This window comes from Rhodococcus sp. IEGM 1306, from assembly GCF_036541985.1.
Lineage (GTDB): Bacteria > Actinomycetota > Actinomycetes > Mycobacteriales > Mycobacteriaceae > Rhodococcus_F > Rhodococcus_F qingshengii.
Genome location: NZ_JAZHFF010000001.1, coordinates 1,137,879 through 1,156,009, shown reverse-complemented (window position 1 = coordinate 1,156,009; position 18,131 = coordinate 1,137,879). Strand labels below are relative to the sequence as shown.

General features: G+C 60.5%; 16 protein-coding genes. 4 read left to right on the top strand and 12 right to left on the bottom strand.

What is annotated here, in order from left to right; genetic code table 11:
* Positions 1–13: 13 nt before the first annotated feature.
* The 5 genes from V3587_RS05700 to V3587_RS05680 form a co-directional block, all read right to left on the bottom strand.
* A complete protein-coding gene (locus V3587_RS05700; protein WP_054188772.1) occupies positions 14–979 on the bottom strand; it encodes a Ppx/GppA phosphatase family protein in 966 nt (321 codons plus the stop codon).
* Positions 976–1,521, bottom strand: a complete 546-nt coding sequence (locus V3587_RS05695; RefSeq protein WP_003946286.1) for a DUF501 domain-containing protein — start codon at positions 1,519–1,521, stop codon at positions 976–978. The genes V3587_RS05700 and V3587_RS05695 overlap by 4 nt, the downstream gene beginning before the upstream one ends.
* Positions 1,518–2,087, bottom strand: coding sequence for an FtsB family cell division protein (locus V3587_RS05690; RefSeq protein WP_019744627.1), 570 nt, complete (start codon positions 2,085–2,087; stop codon positions 1,518–1,520). Before V3587_RS05690 ends, V3587_RS05695 begins: the two co-directional genes overlap by 4 nt.
* Before the next feature lie 176 nt (positions 2,088–2,263).
* Positions 2,264–3,550 (bottom strand): phosphopyruvate hydratase, encoded by a 1,287-nt coding sequence (gene eno / locus V3587_RS05685; protein WP_003946309.1) that lies wholly within the window; start codon positions 3,548–3,550, stop codon positions 2,264–2,266.
* Between the two features lie 214 nt (positions 3,551–3,764).
* Positions 3,765–4,577 carry a lytic transglycosylase domain-containing protein gene (locus V3587_RS05680; RefSeq protein ID WP_116058051.1) on the bottom strand — a complete coding sequence of 271 codons (813 nt, stop codon included), beginning with the start codon at positions 4,575–4,577 and terminating at the stop codon, positions 3,765–3,767.
* 141 nt (positions 4,578–4,718) lie between these two features.
* Here V3587_RS05680 and efeU point away from each other — a divergent pair, with 141 nt between their 5' ends.
* The 4 genes from efeU to V3587_RS05660 all read left to right on the top strand — a co-directional run bounded on the left by efeU (position 4,719) and on the right by V3587_RS05660 (position 9,001).
* Positions 4,719–5,621 (top strand): iron uptake transporter permease EfeU, encoded by a 903-nt coding sequence (gene efeU / locus V3587_RS05675; protein WP_003946279.1) that lies wholly within the window; start codon positions 4,719–4,721, stop codon positions 5,619–5,621.
* Between the two features lie 14 nt (positions 5,622–5,635).
* Positions 5,636–6,766 carry an iron uptake system protein EfeO gene (gene efeO / locus V3587_RS05670; RefSeq protein ID WP_003946291.1) on the top strand — a complete coding sequence of 377 codons (1,131 nt, stop codon included), beginning with the start codon at positions 5,636–5,638 and terminating at the stop codon, positions 6,764–6,766.
* The gene (gene efeB / locus V3587_RS05665; RefSeq protein WP_003946328.1) at positions 6,767–8,053 is read left to right on the top strand and encodes an iron uptake transporter deferrochelatase/peroxidase subunit; all 1,287 of its coding nucleotides are present in this window, start codon (positions 6,767–6,769) and stop codon (positions 8,051–8,053) included. It begins immediately after the preceding gene.
* Between the two features lie 120 nt (positions 8,054–8,173).
* Positions 8,174–9,001: a glycoside hydrolase family 16 protein gene (locus tag V3587_RS05660; protein ID WP_052416980.1), complete on the top strand. Its 828-nt coding sequence runs from the start codon at positions 8,174–8,176 to the stop codon at positions 8,999–9,001.
* Between the two features lie 9 nt (positions 9,002–9,010).
* On the opposite strand, the gene V3587_RS05655 is transcribed toward V3587_RS05660, so the two are convergent.
* The 7 genes from V3587_RS05655 to V3587_RS05625 all read right to left on the bottom strand — a co-directional run bounded on the left by V3587_RS05655 (position 9,011) and on the right by V3587_RS05625 (position 18,042).
* Complete coding sequence (locus tag V3587_RS05655; protein ID WP_144245859.1) at positions 9,011–9,535, bottom strand: hypothetical protein; 525 nt, start codon at positions 9,533–9,535, stop codon at positions 9,011–9,013.
* Positions 9,536–10,264: 729 nt separating this feature from the next.
* Positions 10,265–11,068, bottom strand: coding sequence for a glycoside hydrolase family 16 protein (locus tag V3587_RS05650; RefSeq protein ID WP_037132772.1), 804 nt, complete (start codon positions 11,066–11,068; stop codon positions 10,265–10,267).
* A 32-nt stretch (positions 11,069–11,100) separates the two neighbouring features.
* Positions 11,101–12,258 carry a glycosyltransferase family 4 protein gene (locus V3587_RS05645; RefSeq protein ID WP_042448895.1) on the bottom strand — a complete coding sequence of 386 codons (1,158 nt, stop codon included), beginning with the start codon at positions 12,256–12,258 and terminating at the stop codon, positions 11,101–11,103.
* Entirely contained in the window at positions 12,251–14,026 is a 1,776-nt protein-coding gene (locus V3587_RS05640; RefSeq protein ID WP_052416974.1) for a hypothetical protein, read from the bottom strand. Before V3587_RS05640 ends, V3587_RS05645 begins: the two co-directional genes overlap by 8 nt.
* Positions 14,023–15,825, bottom strand: coding sequence for a glycosyltransferase family 2 protein (locus V3587_RS05635; RefSeq protein ID WP_283376195.1), 1,803 nt, complete (start codon positions 15,823–15,825; stop codon positions 14,023–14,025). Before V3587_RS05635 ends, V3587_RS05640 begins: the two co-directional genes overlap by 4 nt.
* Complete coding sequence (locus V3587_RS05630) at positions 15,815–17,089, bottom strand: hypothetical protein (protein ID WP_064443930.1); 1,275 nt, start codon at positions 17,087–17,089, stop codon at positions 15,815–15,817. The genes V3587_RS05635 and V3587_RS05630 overlap by 11 nt, the downstream gene beginning before the upstream one ends.
* The gene (locus tag V3587_RS05625) at positions 17,089–18,042 is read right to left on the bottom strand and encodes a glycosyltransferase (protein WP_042449210.1); all 954 of its coding nucleotides are present in this window, start codon (positions 18,040–18,042) and stop codon (positions 17,089–17,091) included. Before V3587_RS05625 ends, V3587_RS05630 begins: the two co-directional genes overlap by 1 nt.
* Positions 18,043–18,131 lie beyond the last annotated feature (89 nt).

Here is an 18,131-nt window from a genome sequence, read left to right as displayed (position 1 = left end):
GGTGCGGCAGGGATCAGACTATCGGGTCGGTCTGAGCTACCGACATCGCGATGCCGTCGAGTATGTCGTGTTCGCTGACAACCAGTTCGGTGATCCCGGCTTCGGCTTCGAACGCTTGAGCCAGCACCGTGGTGATGATCGCTCCGCCGCCGATGACGTCCACCCGCCCCGGATGCATCGGGCCGAAGGCAGCACGATCAACCCGAGGCATAGCAATGAGACGCTCGCACACGTCGAACAGTTGATTGAACGAAATCCTCGACAGGTGCACCTTCTCGGCGTCGTACTCCGGAAGATCCTGCGCGATCGCGGCCAGCGTCGTCATGGTTCCAGCGACACCCACCCACGTGTGCGCCTTCTCGACGGGTACGGCCTCGAACGCCTCGGCAAGTTTCGCGGTCGCGAAAGCCGTCGCCTCGGAAACCTGCTCTGCTGTAGGCGGATCCGACGGTAAGCAACGCTCCGTGACGCGCACACAGCCGATGTCGGTGGAGTACGCAGCCTGGACGCCCGACGTGTCGCCGAGGACAACTTCGGTGGATCCGCCGCCGAGATCGACCACCACGAAGGGGCCCTCCGACGGATCGAGTTCTCCCACAGCACCGCTGAACGAGAGGCGCGCCTCTTCGTCGCCGGTGATGACCTCTGCTCCGGATCCGGGAATCACCGCGCCGAGCACGTCCCGCGTCATCGTGAAGAATTCTTCCCGATTCGCAGCGTCGCGAGTAGCCGAGGTGGCGACCATGCGAACGGCGGTTGCTCCGGCATCGGCGATCATCGACGCGTACTCGACCAGCGCGATCCGGGTGCGTTCGATGGCCTCGGGCGCGAATGTCCCTGTCGCATCAACACCTTGACCGAGTCGCACGACGCGCATCTCGCGCCGGACATCCACCAGACGACCGTCGGCGCCGACGTCGGCGATCAGCAGTCGAATGGAGTTGGTACCGCAATCGACTGCGGCGACACGGCGAGTCACCGGTCGGTGTTGTCGGCATCGTCGATGCCAGGCCAGTCCGCGGGAATTGCAGTGCCGCGCAGCTTTCCGTGACCGGCCAACGCGACGGACTCGTCACCGAGCGGATTGACGCCGGGTCCCTTGGCAAGCGAATGTGCCATCAGCACGTGCAGGCACTTGACACGATCCGGCATCCCACCGCCGGCAAAGTCGGTTCCCAGAGATTCGATCGCGTCACGCTCGGCAAGGTACGACTCGTATGCCCGTCGATAGGCCGCGGCAAGTTCCGGATCCTGGGTCAGGCGTTCGGTCATTTCACGCATGACGCCGGCGGATTCCTGACGGCTCGCTTCGGCAGTCAGTCGCGGGTCCGTGAGGTAGTACAACGTCGGGAACGGTGTTCCGTCCGGAAGTTTGGGGGCGGTCTTGACCACGCCCGGCTGACCGTCCGGGCTGCGGTACGCGATCTCGATCACTCCGCGTGGCTCACGGCCCAATTGAGCGGCAACGGCGTCGAGATCCGCTTGTGAAACCTGTGGGGAATTTTCGGACGTGTTGCTCACCCGGTGGGTACTCCTTGTTCTTCTGGCTCTATCGGCGCCAACGGCATCGGGGCCGGTGTCGTCGTCTCGGGAACCACTGGCGGTTCCGAAATCGTTTGCCACAGATCGCGATACCACGGACCTGTGAGCGGTGTTTCCTTTTCCTGCTTCTTCTCGGGTTCCTTGTAGTCACCGGGAAGCTGAACCTGGAACGGGGTCTCGCCCGGTTTGACGTACCGAAGGCGTTCTCGTGCAAGAGCTTCGATGTACGCAGGGTCGTCGAAGCGCGCGTTCTGCCCTTGCAGCTTTCGCAGTTCTTCCTCGAGTACCTGACGTTCGGCCGCCACCTGCGCGGCATCCGAACGCTGGCTGATGTAAGTACGGAGCGGCACTGCCAGTGTCAGCGCCAGCATGAGCACAACCATCGCGAGCACAACTGCCCGACTGGTGGACAAGCCGAAAATGGTGTTGTCCGACTTCGGAAGCCGAGACCAGAACTTGTTGGTTCCGCTCTTCCCCCGGGCCGACTTCGACCCTCGCGCCGACGCTTTCTCGGCGGAGACCCCCGGTTGCGCGGGGTCTGTCACAGCGGAATCGACTGCTTCCGGATCTACCGAAGGTTCCGACACGCGCGGGCGTCGGGCGCTGTCCCGACGCGCACGCGACGGTGTGTCCCCACGACGGGAACCACGACCCCCCGGACTTCCGCCGGGGGATCGTGGCTTACCGCGCTGTGCAGACACTACTGAATCTTAGATTTCCGTCAGGCCTCGAAAGCGAAGCGCGGGAACGCAACCTCGCCGGCGTAACGTGCTGCGTCGCCGAGGTTTTCCTCGATGCGCAGCAGCTGGTTGTACTTGGCAACGCGCTCGCTGCGTGCCGGAGCACCGGTCTTGATCTGGCCGCTGCCGACGGCAACCGCGAGGTCGGCGATGGTGGTGTCCTCGGTCTCGCCGGAACGGTGGCTCATCATCGTCTTGTAGCCGTTGCGGTGAGCGAGATCGACGGCGTCGAGGGTCTCGGTCAGGGTGCCGATCTGGTTGACCTTCACCAGGAGTGCGTTGGCCGCACCCTTGACGATGCCTTCTTCGAGGCGCTCGGGGTTGGTGACGAAGAGGTCGTCGCCGACGAGCTGGATTTTGTTGCCGATCTGATCGGTGAGTGCGACCCAGCCGTCCCAGTCGTCTTCGTCGAGCGGATCCTCGATGGAAACGAGCGGGTAGGCGTCGATGAGCTCGGCGTAGAACGCCGCCATCTCGGCCGCGGTGCGGTTCTTGCCCTCGAACTTGTAGCCGGTGCCGTCGGTGTAGAACTCGGTGGCAGCGACGTCGAGAGCGAGCGCGACGTCGGTACCCAGCTTGAGGCCGGTCTTGTTCACGGCGATCGTGATGAGGTCGAGTGCTTCCTTGGTGCCTGCGACGTCGGGCGCGAATCCGCCTTCGTCGCCGAGACCGGTGGAGAGGCCCTTCTCCTTGAGAACCGACTTCAGGGAGTGGTAGACCTCGGCGCCCCAGCGCAGCGATTCCTTGAAGCTCGGTGCGCCGATGGGAGCAACCATGAACTCCTGGACGTCGACACCGGTGTCTGCGTGTGCGCCACCGTTGAGGATGTTCATCATCGGGACAGGGAGAACGTGAGCGTTGGGGCCACCGACGTAGCGGAACAGCTCGAGGCCCGAGGACTCGGCGGCGGCGCGAGCCACGGCAAGCGAGGCACCGAGCAGAGCGTTTGCGCCGAGACGCGACTTGTCCGGGGTGCCGTCCGCGTCGAGCAGCGCCTGGTCGACCGTGCGCTGCTCGGTTGCGTCGATGCCGATGATGGCAGGAGCGATCTCGCCGAGCACAGCCTCCACGGCCTTCTCGACGCCCTTTCCGCCGTAGCGTGCGCCACCGTCGCGCAGTTCGACGGCTTCGTGCTCACCCGTCGAAGCGCCGGACGGCACCGCAGCCCTGGCGAAACTTCCGTCTTCGAGCAGAACCTCGACCTCAACCGTGGGGTTACCACGGGAATCAAGGATCTCGCGAGCTCCGACCTGCTCAATACTGGCCACTGTGTGGTTCTCCTTCGAATGGGCTTCGCATTGGGGCACGCTCTGCGTGCTTGACACTTGGGCTCCGACCCCTCCGGTCGAAAGAGGACCACGATCGCGGCTGGGCCTCTGCAGTGCCAGCACCTCTGTAGTGCCAGCACACAGCCTAACCGCACGGGCCGAAGGCTTCTTTATCGACGCGCGGTCACGGGTCCGACCTGCGGATCGATCACCGTCAGTCCGGCCGTACCCCGACTGAATACGCCGACGCACGATCACGAACGAGCGCGAGATAGTCGCCCGAGAGGTTGTACGCCATCAGTGCCTGCTGCCATCCGGCAGCGGAAGTGAGGTCTCCCCCGCGTGCACACAGGTAGCGGGCGGCCGTGAGGGCAGCGTCGTCGATGTTGTCGGGGTCCACCCGGCCGTCGCCGTTGGCGTCGACTCCCCATTTGAGCCACGTCTCGGGGATGAACTGCATGGGCCCCATCGCACGGTCGTGCACTGGATCGCCGTCCATCGCCCCGCCGTCGGTGTCGGGGATCTCGGCAACTCCCGGGCCACCGTCGAGAGGGATTCCCCGAATGATCGGAGCAACCTGGCCGAACGCGTCGACCGACGAGCCGTCGTAGGTCCCGTGGCGGCTCTCGACGCTGCCGATACCGGCCAAAGTTGTCCACCCGATTCCGCAGCCGGGAAGCGTCTCGGCCATCACCGCGGCGGCGTACCCGTAGGCCTCGAGTGCCGTCGTCCCGATCCCGATGTCGTCCGACAATCCCGCTGCCCAGTCGGCGAGTTGATCAGCACTGCGGCCGGGAGCATTGATGTCGATCGGCGGCGTCGGAGAGCCGGTACCTGGGGGTATGCCCTCGGGAATAGCAACCTTCGGTTCGTTCGATCCGCAAGCCACGACGCCTGCGCCCAGCAAAGCTGTTCCGGCAGCTACTGCTGCTACGGCTCGCGAGAGACGCCGGGGACTTCTGCGGGCTGCGGGAGTTCGGTACACCCCTCCATCATCCACATGCGAGTGAACTACTCCCGAATCCATTGGTAAAGAACAGCAAAAGTACAGGTGAGAGCATGGTTCGCCGTCGATGATGGAGTATCTTCTTCTGAGTTAAGGCTGGCCTAGCCTCATGCGTTTCGTCAGAAGCTGTTGCACTCACTCAGTCAGGAGTCGCCCGTGCCCGTGTCGGTACTCGCTGCCGCGAGCACACCATCAGTTGCCACCCAGCTATTCGGCAGTGGCCTGATCGGTCTGCGCGAAGGCCTCGAAGCGGGCATCGTGGTGATGATTCTCGCCGCCTACCTCGTGAAGGCCCAGCGCAAGGACGCACTGAAATGGGTGTGGCTCGGCGTCGCGATCGCCGTCGCGATGGTGGCGATCATCTTCTTCGCGATCCACTACGGAACGTCGACGGTCGACGGCCTGACCGCAGAGATCATCGCGGGCGTTGCCTCCCTGATCGCCGTCGTCATCGTCACGATCATGGTCTTGTGGATGCGCACGGCCGCCAAAAACATTTCCGGAGATCTGAAAGCGGGGATGGAGAAGGCGTTGATCGCCGGACCCGTCGCCATCTTGTCGCTGTCGTTCTTCGCGGTCGGTCGTGAAGGCGTCGAGACTGCGTTGCTCATGGTCGGTTACGCCGAGAACACCGCAGGCAGCTCCTGGCCGTTGGTCGGACTGCTCCTCGGAATTCTCCTGGCCGCCGTCTTGACCGTCGCCATGTACTTCGGCGCCCTCCGTCTCAACCTGACGACGTTCTTCCGGTACACGGCGATCTTCCTCATCGTCGTAGCCGCCGGAATCCTCTCGTACGGTGTTCGCGCTCTGCAGACCGGAAACGTCCTGCCGGGCGGTTCGAATCTCGCGTTCAACCTGACACCCGGCTACGACCCGTCGACCTGGTACGGCACCGTCCTCGCCGGAATCTTCAACTTCCGCCCGGACCCGACCGTCCTGCAAGCCGTCGCATGGGTCGTCTACCTCGTAGTCGTCCTCGCGCTCTTCCTACGTCCCCTTCCGTCGAGCCCATCGGAACCGACAACCCCGCCTGCGCACGACACACACGTTCCCGAAAAATCCTGAGAGGCATTGCCGACATGCGTAAATCCACCCTCGTACTGGCCACGGCCGCGGTACTTCCCTTCTCCCTCGCCGCATGCACCGAGAAGACGACCGCGAGCGACGGCGACATCGTCGTCACGGCCACCGACGATTCGTGTGACGTCAGTGCCACCACTGGAACCACTGGCAGTTCGACGTTCCAGGTGACGAACAACGGCTCGAAGGTCACCGAGTTCTACGTCTTCGCCGAGGGCGATCGAGCGATGGGCGAAGTCGAGAACATCGGCCCCGGCCTTACCCGGCAGCTGATCGTCTCCCTCCCCGAGGCTGCGACCTATCAACTCGCGTGCAAGCCGGGCATGGTCGGAACCGGCATCCGTCAGGACTTCGTCGTCACGGGCGATTCGCAGGCGGCCACCGACGAGAGCGGCCAACTCGCCGAAGCTGCCGACGGCTACCGGAGGTACATCCGCAGCCAGATCGTCGCGCTGCAGGACACCGCAGCTCAGTTCGTCGCCGCCGTCCAGTCCGGCAACGTCGACCAGGCGAAGGCACTCTTCCCGATCGCACGTACCTACTACGAGCGCATCGAACCCGAAGCCGAGAGCTTCGGCGAACTCGATCCCAAGCTGGACCTGCGCGAAGCGGATCTGGAGCCCGGTCAGGTCTGGACGGGATTCCACCGCCTCGAGAAAGATTTGTGGGTGACCGGGCTTCAGCCGGATACCAACGCGGTCGCCGATCAACTGCTCGAAGACATTCAGTATCTTGCCGACCAGCTGAATGCCGAGGATTACACGATCGATCCAACCAAGATCGCCGGCGACGCCCAAGGACTGCTCGACGAGATCTCGACTTCCAAGATCACCGGCGAGGAAGACATCTTCTCGCACACCGACCTGTGGGATTTCCAGGCCAACGTCGACGGCTCGCAAGCGGCGATCGCGGCACTGAACCCGATTCTGCAGGAACGTAATCCCGAGCTCGCCCAGCGCATCGCTGACCGATTCGCCGACCTCGACGCTGCGCTGGCGCAGTTCCGGGTCGGCGACGGATTCGTGTACTACGACACCGTCACCGAGGCGCAGCGTCAGGAACTCTCGCGTAAAATCGATGCACTGTCCGCCGAGGTCAGCCAGGTCCAGGAAGTAGTCGCGGGACAGTAGATGACTGATTCACCAGAAGGCACACCCGCTGCGGAAAACGCAGCACCGCACGCAGTCTCACGGCGCCGACTGTTCGGCGCGGTGGGGGCCGGCGCCGTCCTGGCCGGTGCCGGTGCCGTCATCGGGCGGGTGACCGCCGACGAGAGTTCCGGCGCCGATCACGCAGACGTGGTGGCCTTTCGCGGCGAGCATCAGGCAGGCATCACGACGCCGGCCCAGGATCGTATGCACTTCGTCGCTTTCGATGTGACGACGAAGTCGCGCGACGAACTGATCACGCTGCTGCAGACGTGGACGGCGATGGCCGAACGAATGACGGCGGGTCAGGAAGCAACCGAGGACGGAGCGACCGGCGACGGTCCGTATGCACCACCGAGCGATACGGGTGAGGCACTCGATCTCGCGCCGTCGCAACTCACCCTGACCATCGGATTCGGACCGTCACTTTTCGACGACCGGTTCGGTCTCGCAGACAAGAAACCTGCTGCCCTGCTCGATCTCCCCCACTTCCGTGCGGACAACCTCGACCCGAATCGGAGCGGGGGCGACATCGCCATCCAAGCGTGCGCCAACGATCCCCAGGTTGCCGTCCATGCGATCCGCAACCTCGCGCGAGTCGCGTTCGGGACCGCGTCGGTCAAATGGTCGCAACTCGGGTTCGGACGAACATCCTCGACCTCGACGACGCAGGCGACACCACGAAATCTGTTCGGGTTCAAGGACGGAACAGCCAACATCAAGGCGGAAGATCCAAACGCACTCGCCCAGCACGTCTGGGTTGATCCCACTGACGATCAGGCCTGGATGGCAGGCGGATCATTCCTCGTCGCCAGACGAATCCGCATGCTGATCGAGCAGTGGGATCGCGCAGTACTCAAGGAACAGGAAGCTGTCATCGGCCGCTCCAAACGGAGCGGAGCGCCGCTCGGTGGCAAGGACGAGTTCGACGAGCTCGATCTCGATTCCAAAATGGGACACGACTTCGTCATCCCGGAGGATTCACACGTGCGCCTGGCCTCTGCCGAGGAACTCGGTGGGATTCAGATCTTGCGCCGCGGATACAACTTCACGGACGGCTCCGATGGCTTCGGCCACCTGGACGCGGGACTGTTTTTCGTTGCGTACTGCCGGAATCCGGTCGAGCAGTTTGTTCCGATGCAGCAAAACCTTTCACGACACGATGCGCTGAACGAATACATCCAGCACGTCGGTTCTGCGGTCTTCGCTTGCCCCGGCGGTCTCGCCGACGGGAGCTACTGGGGCGAAACACTGTTCAACCCCAAATAGTCGATCAATTGGTTGGATACCACACTTGCTAACAAACTTCGAGTAATTTTATATATCGAACCGATAACAATCTTGGGATCAATGGTCCCGAAGGTGATATCTCGCCCATACGATCTGCGCATGAGAATTTCAGCACTTCTTCGAATTGCCCTTCTTTCAACGACTCTGGCGACGGCAACGATTAGCTTGCCTCCTCTTATGTCGCCAGCACGCGCAGCAGATCGTTTTACGGTCTATGCATACGACGAGTTCAATGGCCCTGCAAATTCAGCCCCCAACCCAGCCATCTGGCGCTACGAAACCGGCGGAGGTTGGGGGAACAACGAAAAGCAGGTGTACACCGACTCGCGGTCCAACTCGAGACTGGATGGGCAAGGAAATCTCCTCATTCAGGCCCAAAAAGTAGGCAACACAATCACTTCCGCACGACTTGGAACTTTCGGCAAGGTCGACTTCACTTACGGACTAGTCGAGGCGCGAATAAAACTGCCAGCAGGAAAGGGCATGCATCCGGCATTCTGGACGCTCGGCACGAATCTATATACAGCCGGTTGGCCCGGCTGTGGCGAAATCGACGCAATCGAAACCATCAACGATGCGAAGACATACACGAGCGCCGTGCACGGCCCTACCAAATCAGGAACACGAGTGACCGGAGTTTGGGACCGCAGTGTCGGCGGCGCACGACCCGGCACCGACTTCACCGCATTCCACACCTACGGGATACTCAAGCGGCCCGGACGAATCGAGACCTACATCGACGGCGTTCGAATGCTGTACCTCGATCGGTCACAGGTATCCGGAGCGGAGGCATGGGTGTTCGACGCTCCCGCATACACCTTACTGAATATTGCCGTTGGTGGAACCTGGCCAGGTTTAACCGATTCCACCACACCTTGGCCATCCACGATGACTGTCGACTACGTACGTTGGTTCCACGAGAACTGATACGCGGAGTTACCGACATTCATCCAGCAGTGCGGTGGGATCGCAAGCGACCGCTCGAAGCACCCTCCTGATCATTTCGGTATCGAATACGTTGCTGTGGAAGGTAACTGAAAAGTGACGTCGCCCATCGATCTCTGCACCGAGGAACGCGATTCCTTCCGCTCCATATGGATCGGTGGCCGCCACACACAGCGGATCGCCTGTCCATCTGATTTCATCCGAATTGGGAAGACGACCTATGTCCGAGTATGAAACCAAGGCGTGAGGCTTGATGCTCACGCTCGCCTCGGCGACCGTGGCGTGGGACCTCCCGAGGACCGAAGCTACAGTCGCCTTCGCACTGATCGCTGAAAGGGTCAGCAACGGGTGACCCGAAACGAGTGCCCCCGCGATACCCCGACTGACCTCCGACAAAGTCACGGATTCACCCACCGGAACATATTGCCCCACAGCAAAATTACCATTGACCACGGTCGACGGATGCGCATATCTGCGCGCGTCCATCAACACGAGCGCATTGGACGCGGTTTCCACTCCATGACCTCGCAAGGCAGCAAGAAAAACAAACAGTGTTATCGCGCGCAGAGACGCCGACGGTGCGTGCTCGTCGCGCCAGCACACTAGTCGACGTGCAACTTGCGGATCCATCGGGAGCGAAAGACTGACCGGGTTGGGCCGCCAGGGCGTTCGGCGAGTCGCCGAAACCGCCTCAATCCGTGTTCCACGCACGTGCGAATGCCATCGAACGGCCGCTCCGAGCCGCCGAGGATCAGCTGCAAAAGACCGAATAATTGTGCGCGACAAAGGAAGTCTCGACTCCGCTGTATGCAGAGATGAGGGTAGTTGCCCTGATTGAGCGGTGCTGACAAGGGCAGCCCACAATCGCGAACCACCGATCCCGTCGGAGATGCCGTGCGAACCCAAACATGCAACATACTCCCCCGACGCAACGATTCGGATCGACGAGTGCGTCAAATCCGAATTGAATACGGCGGTCGCAAATCTCGAAATGTCCGCCGCGTCGGTGGGCGGAACTTCTTCGACTGCCGCGCCAACAGCATCCGGATCGAACAGCCAACGACGGCGAGAGGAATCCGCGCGCAATCCGAACCTCGTCTGCGGACCGATCCGAGCAATCTCGATCAGCGCGCTCCGCAGATCACTCGACGAGATGACACCAACTGGTCCGCCGATGACGAGCGCACGATCACGAACCCGCATCTGATCAACTGCAGAAATTTTGTACCTAGACATTATTCACTTTCAAGGCGTGAATCGAATCCAGTCGACGGTCAAGGTCGACACCTCCGGGGTGGTTGCATCCGTCGGCCCGGGCCATTCTCCGCCCACCGCTATGTTCATTACGACATAGAACGGCTTGTCGAATACCCATTTGGAGCCGTCCGGCGACTCGCTGCGCAAATACTCGCCCACCATTACACCGTCGATGAAGATCGAGATGGAGTCAGATCTTCTCGTCACCTCGTAGACATGGAAGGTGTCCGAGGCATCACCGCCGAGATAACCATCCGACGACATCTTCCACTTGCCTTCTGTGTGTGCAGAAGGATCGGACCACGGACCGTGGATTGCGTTGTGATACTCAGTGGCATTGTGCACCAACTCCATTACATCGATCTCGCCGCTCTCCGGATAGCCCACCGTCGCCAAATTCTCGCCGAGTAACCAGAATGCCGGATGGATTCCCTGCGCCATCGGGAACTTTATGCGGGCAGAAATCGTGCCCTCGGTGAACGAAAACTTGTCCCTTGTCACGATCCTCGCCGAAGTGAATCCCCCCAGGACCCGACGAGCTTCGAGCACGAGATTACCGTTTCCATCCAAACGCGCGTTTTCGGCGTTGTCGGTATAGATCTGCTTCTCCTGATTTCCCCAACCTCCGCCCCCGACATCGAATCCCCACATCGCCGCGTCAGGAGAATCCCCTGCAGCACCATCGAATTCGTCTGTGCCGAAATCGCTTGAGACCATTCGCATCATTGGACTCGGGGGTTCACCGGTGGTGCACGAAGTAGCCAATAGTAGTGAGGCCACCGAGAGAATCATCCCAGCCCGCACCACGACACGCGTACTCCCACTCATTTCGCAACCCTTCGATAGACGTCAATCAGTCGATCAGCTCGCGCTGAGACCGCGTGGTCCTCCAATACCGACCTGCGTGCACCGGTCACCAACCGAGCGCGAAGCTGCCTGTCATCCAGAAGGGACAGAATTCTCCCGGCCACGTCTGCGGAATCACCCGGTACGGACAGCAGTCCGTTTTCACCATCGACGACGTAATCGAGGAAACCGTCGGTCCGACTGGCCACCACCGGAGTACCAACTGACATCGCTTCGATCGCTATGAGCCCGAAGGGTTCTCGCACGGAGGGAACACACAGGATGTCAACCGACCGCAAAATGGCCGCAACATCGTTCCGTTGTCCGACAAATCTGACAGCACCAGGAGCCAATTCCGCAGCTTTTCGGCGAAGATTCTCGCCATAGCGCTCGTTCCCCGGGCTCGACCTGCCAACGATGACCAGATGTAAGTCCTTGCCGCGGGAACGGATCTGGGATACTGCCTCGATCAAGGTGTCGATTCCTTTGACAGGGTCGACCCGTCCAATGACTGCGACCAATGCAGAATCGGGGGCATCGGTGAGCTCAGCTCGCACCGTAGCTGGTCCTGGCGCAAAGACCGCCGAATCGACGCCCTGAGGAACTACTGTCGTCTTTCCCTGAGCCGCCTTCGAAAGCTGCTGCCGTGCAGCATTACTCACTGCGATCGCGGCTGAGGCCCCACGAACGGCCGAACTCAGCAGACTCCGACCTCGCCCCGGGTCGAGTATGTCGTGAATCTCGAGCACAACAGGTGTTCGCGCCAACCTGCCAGCCGCAACGCAATCCAGATGTGACAAGAGCGAATTCGAGTGGACGACATCAGCACGCCGAGCATGTACCAAAAGCTTTGAAACCCACGTCGCAGACCGCGGGATCTGCGACAACAACTTCGCCGGAGTCTGAGAAGCGCCAGAGGAATCACGCAGACCGACACGCGCCCCGTCTGGCATCGGTATGAATTCGAGTCCCATCTCGTTCCACGTCTGTTCGAGCTCACCACCAGAGGGCGCGGCCATGACAACGTTCACACCTTGCTCACCGAGACGTGGGAGCAACCGAATAACACTGTGCTCGATACCCGTGACATCGCGAGTCAGCGTCGACGCAAGAATTCGCAGCCTGCGATCAGCCATCGTTACCACTTTCATCCTTAACGGCCACTCGCTCGAAGACTACGAATCCACTACCTTCGAGGAAGACTTTCCACATCGGGTCCAACCGCATTCGTGCCTCCAGATTCGGCAATGCGTCCCGTGGGGAGAGCCCGAAGTACCAATTGTAGAAAACCATTTGATCGGAAATCGCGAAGTACGTTGTCCGGTGGTCAGCGACGAAGTATTCATTGAACTTCGCGTACTCTTCGTCAGTCGCAAAGTCTGCACCGTAGAAAAGAGTCGCGGCCTCCGGTTGCACATCGAACTTCGGATCGAGGCCGGCCAACCGCAGATAAGCCTGAGTTGGCCGATCAGGCCACGCCGGGGACGGAACCCTCAGTACACCATAGGGATCCGCCGACTCCAACACCTCGGAAGCGCCCTTGACTACTGCAGGTTTCGTCAAGTAGGCGAACCACGCACCAAAATACGCTTCTGATGAAGACAGCGTGACACCGATGAGCAGGATGCCCGCCGCTATTAGCTTCATCCTCGAGGCTCGGCACGCGCGGAGCATCGCAGTGACCGGAAATGCAAGCAGCAGGGAACAACCCACCAAACAGTAAAGATAGACACGAAAGATCGCTTCACCACCATAGCCTTGCCCGGCCAGAATGGCGAGGGGAGAAAACGCGACAATCGCGAGAGCAAGTACCGGCATCTTCTTGCGCCACATGATAATTGCCGTGACCGCGGAGGAAACCAACAGTCCGACAGTCAAGAAACGCATCGTCTTACTTGCAAATGCCTGTCCTGCAGTCGGCGTGAGATTCGCTCCGGCGAGGTTGGACTTCGCGTTCGACGTCACGTCGAAAGAGAATTTCGCAAAGTCACCTGCACTGTCCCAGTTGTAGATGAGGAAACCAATGGCTATTGCAGCGAACACGAATGTCAACCACCACGGCCGAAGCATTCGAAAGATCATGAGCGCCAACAGGATCAATCCCATCCAATACGGAGTGAGTTGGTGAGTGACTACTATCGCGCAGAAGACCACGATCATGACGACGACAAGGTTAGGTCGGTCTCGCGAGGATCCAACCAGGGTTAAGAACGCAAGAACTAGGATCAGAGCCAGCGATTGAGGGGCGAAGTAATCCTGCGCCACCCAATTGAGCACCTCGAAGAGAAACGTGGCGGAAATAGCGGTCGGGACATCCAGCCTCCACGCCCTCGCCATGCAGTAGAACAGAATCACCATGAGGAGATGCGCAGCGATCGCGAACCAGTTCGCAACGGTTATGTCCGGCACGCCGGTAACGCGAGAGAACCAAGCCGTTGCCGTGAAGAGGCCAGGCCACCCGTTGTACACATCGACACCTCGTGCCAGGAAATGGCTTCGCTGGATCAGATCCGTGACCCCAAGATGCTTGTACGTCCAGGTATACAGCGGCACATCGGACGCCATGAGTGTCGCGGTCCTCTGCACGAGCGCAACAGTCACCACCGCGCCGAACGCTGCACGGTCGTTCCTTCGTGACATTGCGACTGCGAAGCCGATCACCGACAAAGTGATTGCACCGGCGAAGAACGGTGACGCCGCGAACAGCAGGCCGAAATCCGACGCCTGTGCAGTCGACAGCGAAGGGGCAGCGATCCACCAACTCACCAGTGCTGCAACGAGAATCCCCCACGAAATCCAATCGCGCCTCTTTCTGTCGGATACGACAGCAATCGTCAGCCGGTCAGTCGGAGCATCATATGACTTCGTCGACGACAGCTCGTTACGCTCCTTCAATCTCGTCATGACCGCCGGAACCCCGACAGGACAGCCCCGATACGTCGCTTGAGGTTTTCGCGACCGGAAACTTCCGGGCGATTATCGAGGGTGAGAAGTCGAACTAGAGATGCTCCGATGGTAGCGAGACTGGGAATCACGAGCTGCGAAAAGGGATAGTACTCCTCGATTGTGGTCATCAGGAATGTCATCAGCACGACGATCGAGATCCCCAGGGCCGGAACAGCTGCGACCCGTACGTAGCCAGGTTGATCAGGCATGTACGACATAATTGCCGCACCCGGGCCGACCGCGACAAAAACGATCACGGCTACACCGGTGAGAGCGCCGATCGCGCCCAGGCCGGCGCCGACCAGACCACAAACTCCACCGACCAATCCCAGAATTGCCAGTCTGTGCTCGTCGGTCGGCCACCGCGCGTCAACCATCGCAGTCGCCCGACGAATCGACCTAGCGCCGGGAAATTCGACGGCTATCGAACTGCGCACCGGGCGCGTTCCCTTCGGGAGAAGTGGTCGCCCCCGCAATCCCCCCAAACGCGAGCGCACCAACGCTGCGGGGCCTCGCAACAATGCGCGCCGCTCGATCCAAGGCAATTTGTCAAGATCGGGTGTAAGTCGAATCTGACCTTCTTCAGGTTGGGAGACGCTCCCGAAGTGCGAAAGTCCCTTGACCATACGCGTCGCCAACATCATCGCTATTCGCGGATCCATAGCGAGTTTCGTCAACCAGGCTCCCAAGCCGAGGCCGTAGTCGGCCATCTGTTTACTCAATCCCGCTGAATCGATGCGATGGCGGTGCCAGACTCGCGCAGCAGGCGCGTAGACCAGCGCACCCCCGTCGAGAATGACCCTGACGAACATGTCGATATCTTCACCGCCGCCTGACGGCGATCCCACCCCTAGCCCCTCGTCGAATCCGCCGAGTTCGAGCATCACGGATCGTCTTACCGCGAAATTGGCACCCGTCCCGAAATCGCCCACACGGAAAGGGAACAGAGCGTCGTTCTCAGGCGGAGCTGACAAGCGGTACGTCGTTCGCACAAGATTCTTCGACCAACTCACGCGACGATCGAAAAAGGCTTGAGCAGGAGTCGATACCTCACCTGTCGGCACGAGACCTGTGACGATGTGGACGTCCTCCGCGACTGCGAATCCGCCGACCAACTCACGGAGCCAGTTCTTGTCAATCACGACATCGTCATCCGTAAATGCCACGAACTCTTCAGTGGCCGCAACTAGGCCTATGTTTCGTGCCTTGGACAGGCCACGTTCCGGCGCATCAACGATCCGAACTCCGGCAAAAGCGTCCACTATCGGCGGTGTCAACCCGGACGAAGGATCGTTGTCCACGACAAGCACGTCGTAGTTTCGGTAGTCGAGATCGGCGAGTGAAGTCAAAACTTCACGGAGCATGTCCGGTCGATTCATCGTGCAAATGATCAATGTGACAGGCACTTCGGGAGCCGGTGAAGTGGTTACAGGCTCGGAATCCGGCAAGTAGGCCAGTACTTCCTTCGATCTGATCATTCCGTTCGCGACTTGAACCTCGACAAAGGCAAATGATCCGTTGAGTCGGGCGACCAGCAGGCGAGCACGTCCGTACGCTGTTCCCCCGGTCAATTCGATGACACTCGATGCAAGTAGCTCCCACTCGTCCACCTGACCTATCCAAATGACCCCTGCCCACAATTCGATTCCGGCCGTCGGCGTCATCACCGGATCGAGATTCGTGAGTCCATCACGCCGAAGGCCCTGTGCGGCTGGCTCACCGGCGTCCTGATTTCTGACATCTTCTTCAAACCTCATACTGAAACACCCGCCTTCTTATTGCATCTCGACGCCGAGCTATCCCGAAGACTGCGGCGATGCTAGCCGCCGTCTGGGCCACACCGACAGCAACCGCAGCACCCACAGCTCCCCAGAGAAAGCACGCGAAAGGCAAGACCACCATGAGAAGTCCGGCGAACAGACCGTTGATGACCACCAATGGTCCGATCTCGCGCCTCGCTCGCTGCAACGCAGACCACACCACGAACATCGTTCTCATCAACGACCCGATCGCAAGGATGATCACGACAAGTTCGGCATCCAAATCCAGATACTCGGGATCGAGTATTCCGAAGATAATCGGTGCACCCAGCGAGACCAATACCCCGCCCACCGCGACCAGAACAGAAACCCTCACAAACAAAACCAACGCCATCTTGGAACCATCTTTCGGGTTCTTCGAGGCGTGAACCACGAGGGAAGTCCCCATGGCAGAGCCGACGAATTCGAGAGTCTGTGCGATGCTCATCGAAAGAGAGAAAACTGCGCCCTGAACTGGACCGGAATAGGCGGTGACGAGAAATGGCATCAGAAGGATCACCCCGACACCCATGGCTTGGGTCGGGACAGCTTGCCTGCACATTCTCACGACCTCAGCCGACGCGTTGCCTTCAGTCCACAGGCCAGGGGGCGAGGTAGCCGATCGCCGTTCGACGATACGGCCGATCATCAACCGCATGAACACAACCGACGCTCCGCCTACCACGACCGTCGACATGACCACCGGTTGCCAATTCGCTAACCACACCAACGCGAGAAGAACACCAATGCGACCAGCGCTGACGATCCCGTTGATCAAGGGCAGCTTCCGGGACTCGTCCAAACTGGTCAAAGTGCTGTTCTGCAGAATGAACATGCCCCAGACGACAACACCCACAAACACTAGGCAGGCAACCGGAATCGAGCCCCTCACTTCCGGAATGAACCAAACCGCCGCGACTGCTGCAATGACGCCCACAGGAACCGACAACATGTAGAACACCCGCAGACCTCGCCGGTGCACGGCGCCGAGGCTTGCACCTGCTGCGGGCATCATCGAATTGAAGACATCGCCGACTCCGGTACCGATTACCATTGCCGGAGCGGTAACGAGCGCAAGCAGCGCTGTCATGACGCCCAGCTGTGCCGGCGGTAAAACTACAGCCGCGACTGCCCAAAATCCCATGCCTAGTGCGGCATTGATGACCTGGGACGACGCCATCGACGCTGCATCCGCGTAGATTCGCGGTCCCTTGTTCGTCATCACGGGCCTACAAAGTGCCGACGCCTGCACACGATAGCGGACAGGGCGCCCATACCCGCCGAAACGATTCCGGCAACTACGGCCCCTGCCCTCGACAGGGACACCCGACCCCCCAAGACGTATCGCCGAAGCCCGCTGGTGAGAACACTGCGCACGTAGTCACGCTCATCGTCGAGTTCCTCCGAGCCGTTCCGGTCGTCTCGCAGTTCGATCTTTCCCTTCCCCTCGGAATAGCAGCGGGCCAGGAAGAAGCGAAACGTGCTGCGTTCCAAAGGAATATCGTGATCGATCACCGATGTCGGCACGTACATCCAATGAAAGTCGTTGCCAAGTTCCGCCATTCGGATACACAGGTCGGTATCCTCGGGTTGCGATCGCTCGCCGCTCTTGCCGAACCCGACTCGAAATCCTCCGACCGCGCGGAAAGCCGCTGTACGAACGGCCATGCTGCCACTCCAGACGTTGCGAACACGGGAGGTCTCGATCGGCATTCCGTGAAACGATTCTCCGACGACCCACCCGAATTCGTCCGGAAACCAATCAGGCTTGGGTGATCGCCATACTGCCCTGTACCGTCCGCCCGTCCCGACGACCCGCTCGTCCGCGAACGGTTTGATCAGCTCCGACAACCAGCTGCTGTCAGCAATCTCGTCGTCATCGATGAAGGCAGTGTAGGGCGTCGACACGACAGCAACTCCAGCGTTGCGAGCGCCAGACGCACCTCGAGGCCCGTCCTCGTAGGAGATCACACAGATGCCCGGCATTTCGCGGCGCAAGGTGTGCGCGAGCGAGCGATTGTGGTCGACCGCAACGATGATCTCGGCAGGCTGCAAGGTCTGCGCTGCAATCGAATGAACAGCAGCAACTATCCCCCGCAACCGCTCCATCGAATAACAAGCCATGACGACGCTTACCGCACCGCTATTCGAATTGAGGCCATGTCGTGTGACCATGGTCACGTCTCCAATCATCGTGCCGGCCGATTTCCCGTCCCGCTCGCGTCCGGACCACCGCCTGGACACACAGACCAAAACATCTCAGT

Coding starts and splice junctions, on each gene's coding strand:
- V3587_RS05680 (WP_116058051.1), bottom strand. CDS start 4,577: ATGGATTCGGGAGTAGTTCACTCGCATGTGGATGATGGAGGGGTGTAC.
- efeO (WP_003946291.1), top strand. CDS start 5,636: ATGCGTAAATCCACCCTCGTACTGGCCACGGCCGCGGTACTTCCCTTC.
- efeB (WP_003946328.1), top strand. CDS start 6,767: ATGACTGATTCACCAGAAGGCACACCCGCTGCGGAAAACGCAGCACCG.
- V3587_RS05660 (WP_052416980.1), top strand. CDS start 8,174: ATGAGAATTTCAGCACTTCTTCGAATTGCCCTTCTTTCAACGACTCTG.
- V3587_RS05650 (WP_037132772.1), bottom strand. CDS start 11,068: ATGATTCTCTCGGTGGCCTCACTACTATTGGCTACTTCGTGCACCACC.
- V3587_RS05645 (WP_042448895.1), bottom strand. CDS start 12,258: ATGGCTGATCGCAGGCTGCGAATTCTTGCGTCGACGCTGACTCGCGAT.
- V3587_RS05640 (WP_052416974.1), bottom strand. CDS start 14,026: ATGACGAGATTGAAGGAGCGTAACGAGCTGTCGTCGACGAAGTCATAT.
- V3587_RS05635 (WP_283376195.1), bottom strand. CDS start 15,825: ATGAGGTTTGAAGAAGATGTCAGAAATCAGGACGCCGGTGAGCCAGCC.
- V3587_RS05630 (WP_064443930.1), bottom strand. CDS start 17,089: ATGACGAACAAGGGACCGCGAATCTACGCGGATGCAGCGTCGATGGCG.
- V3587_RS05625 (WP_042449210.1), bottom strand. CDS start 18,042: ATGGTCACACGACATGGCCTCAATTCGAATAGCGGTGCGGTAAGCGTC.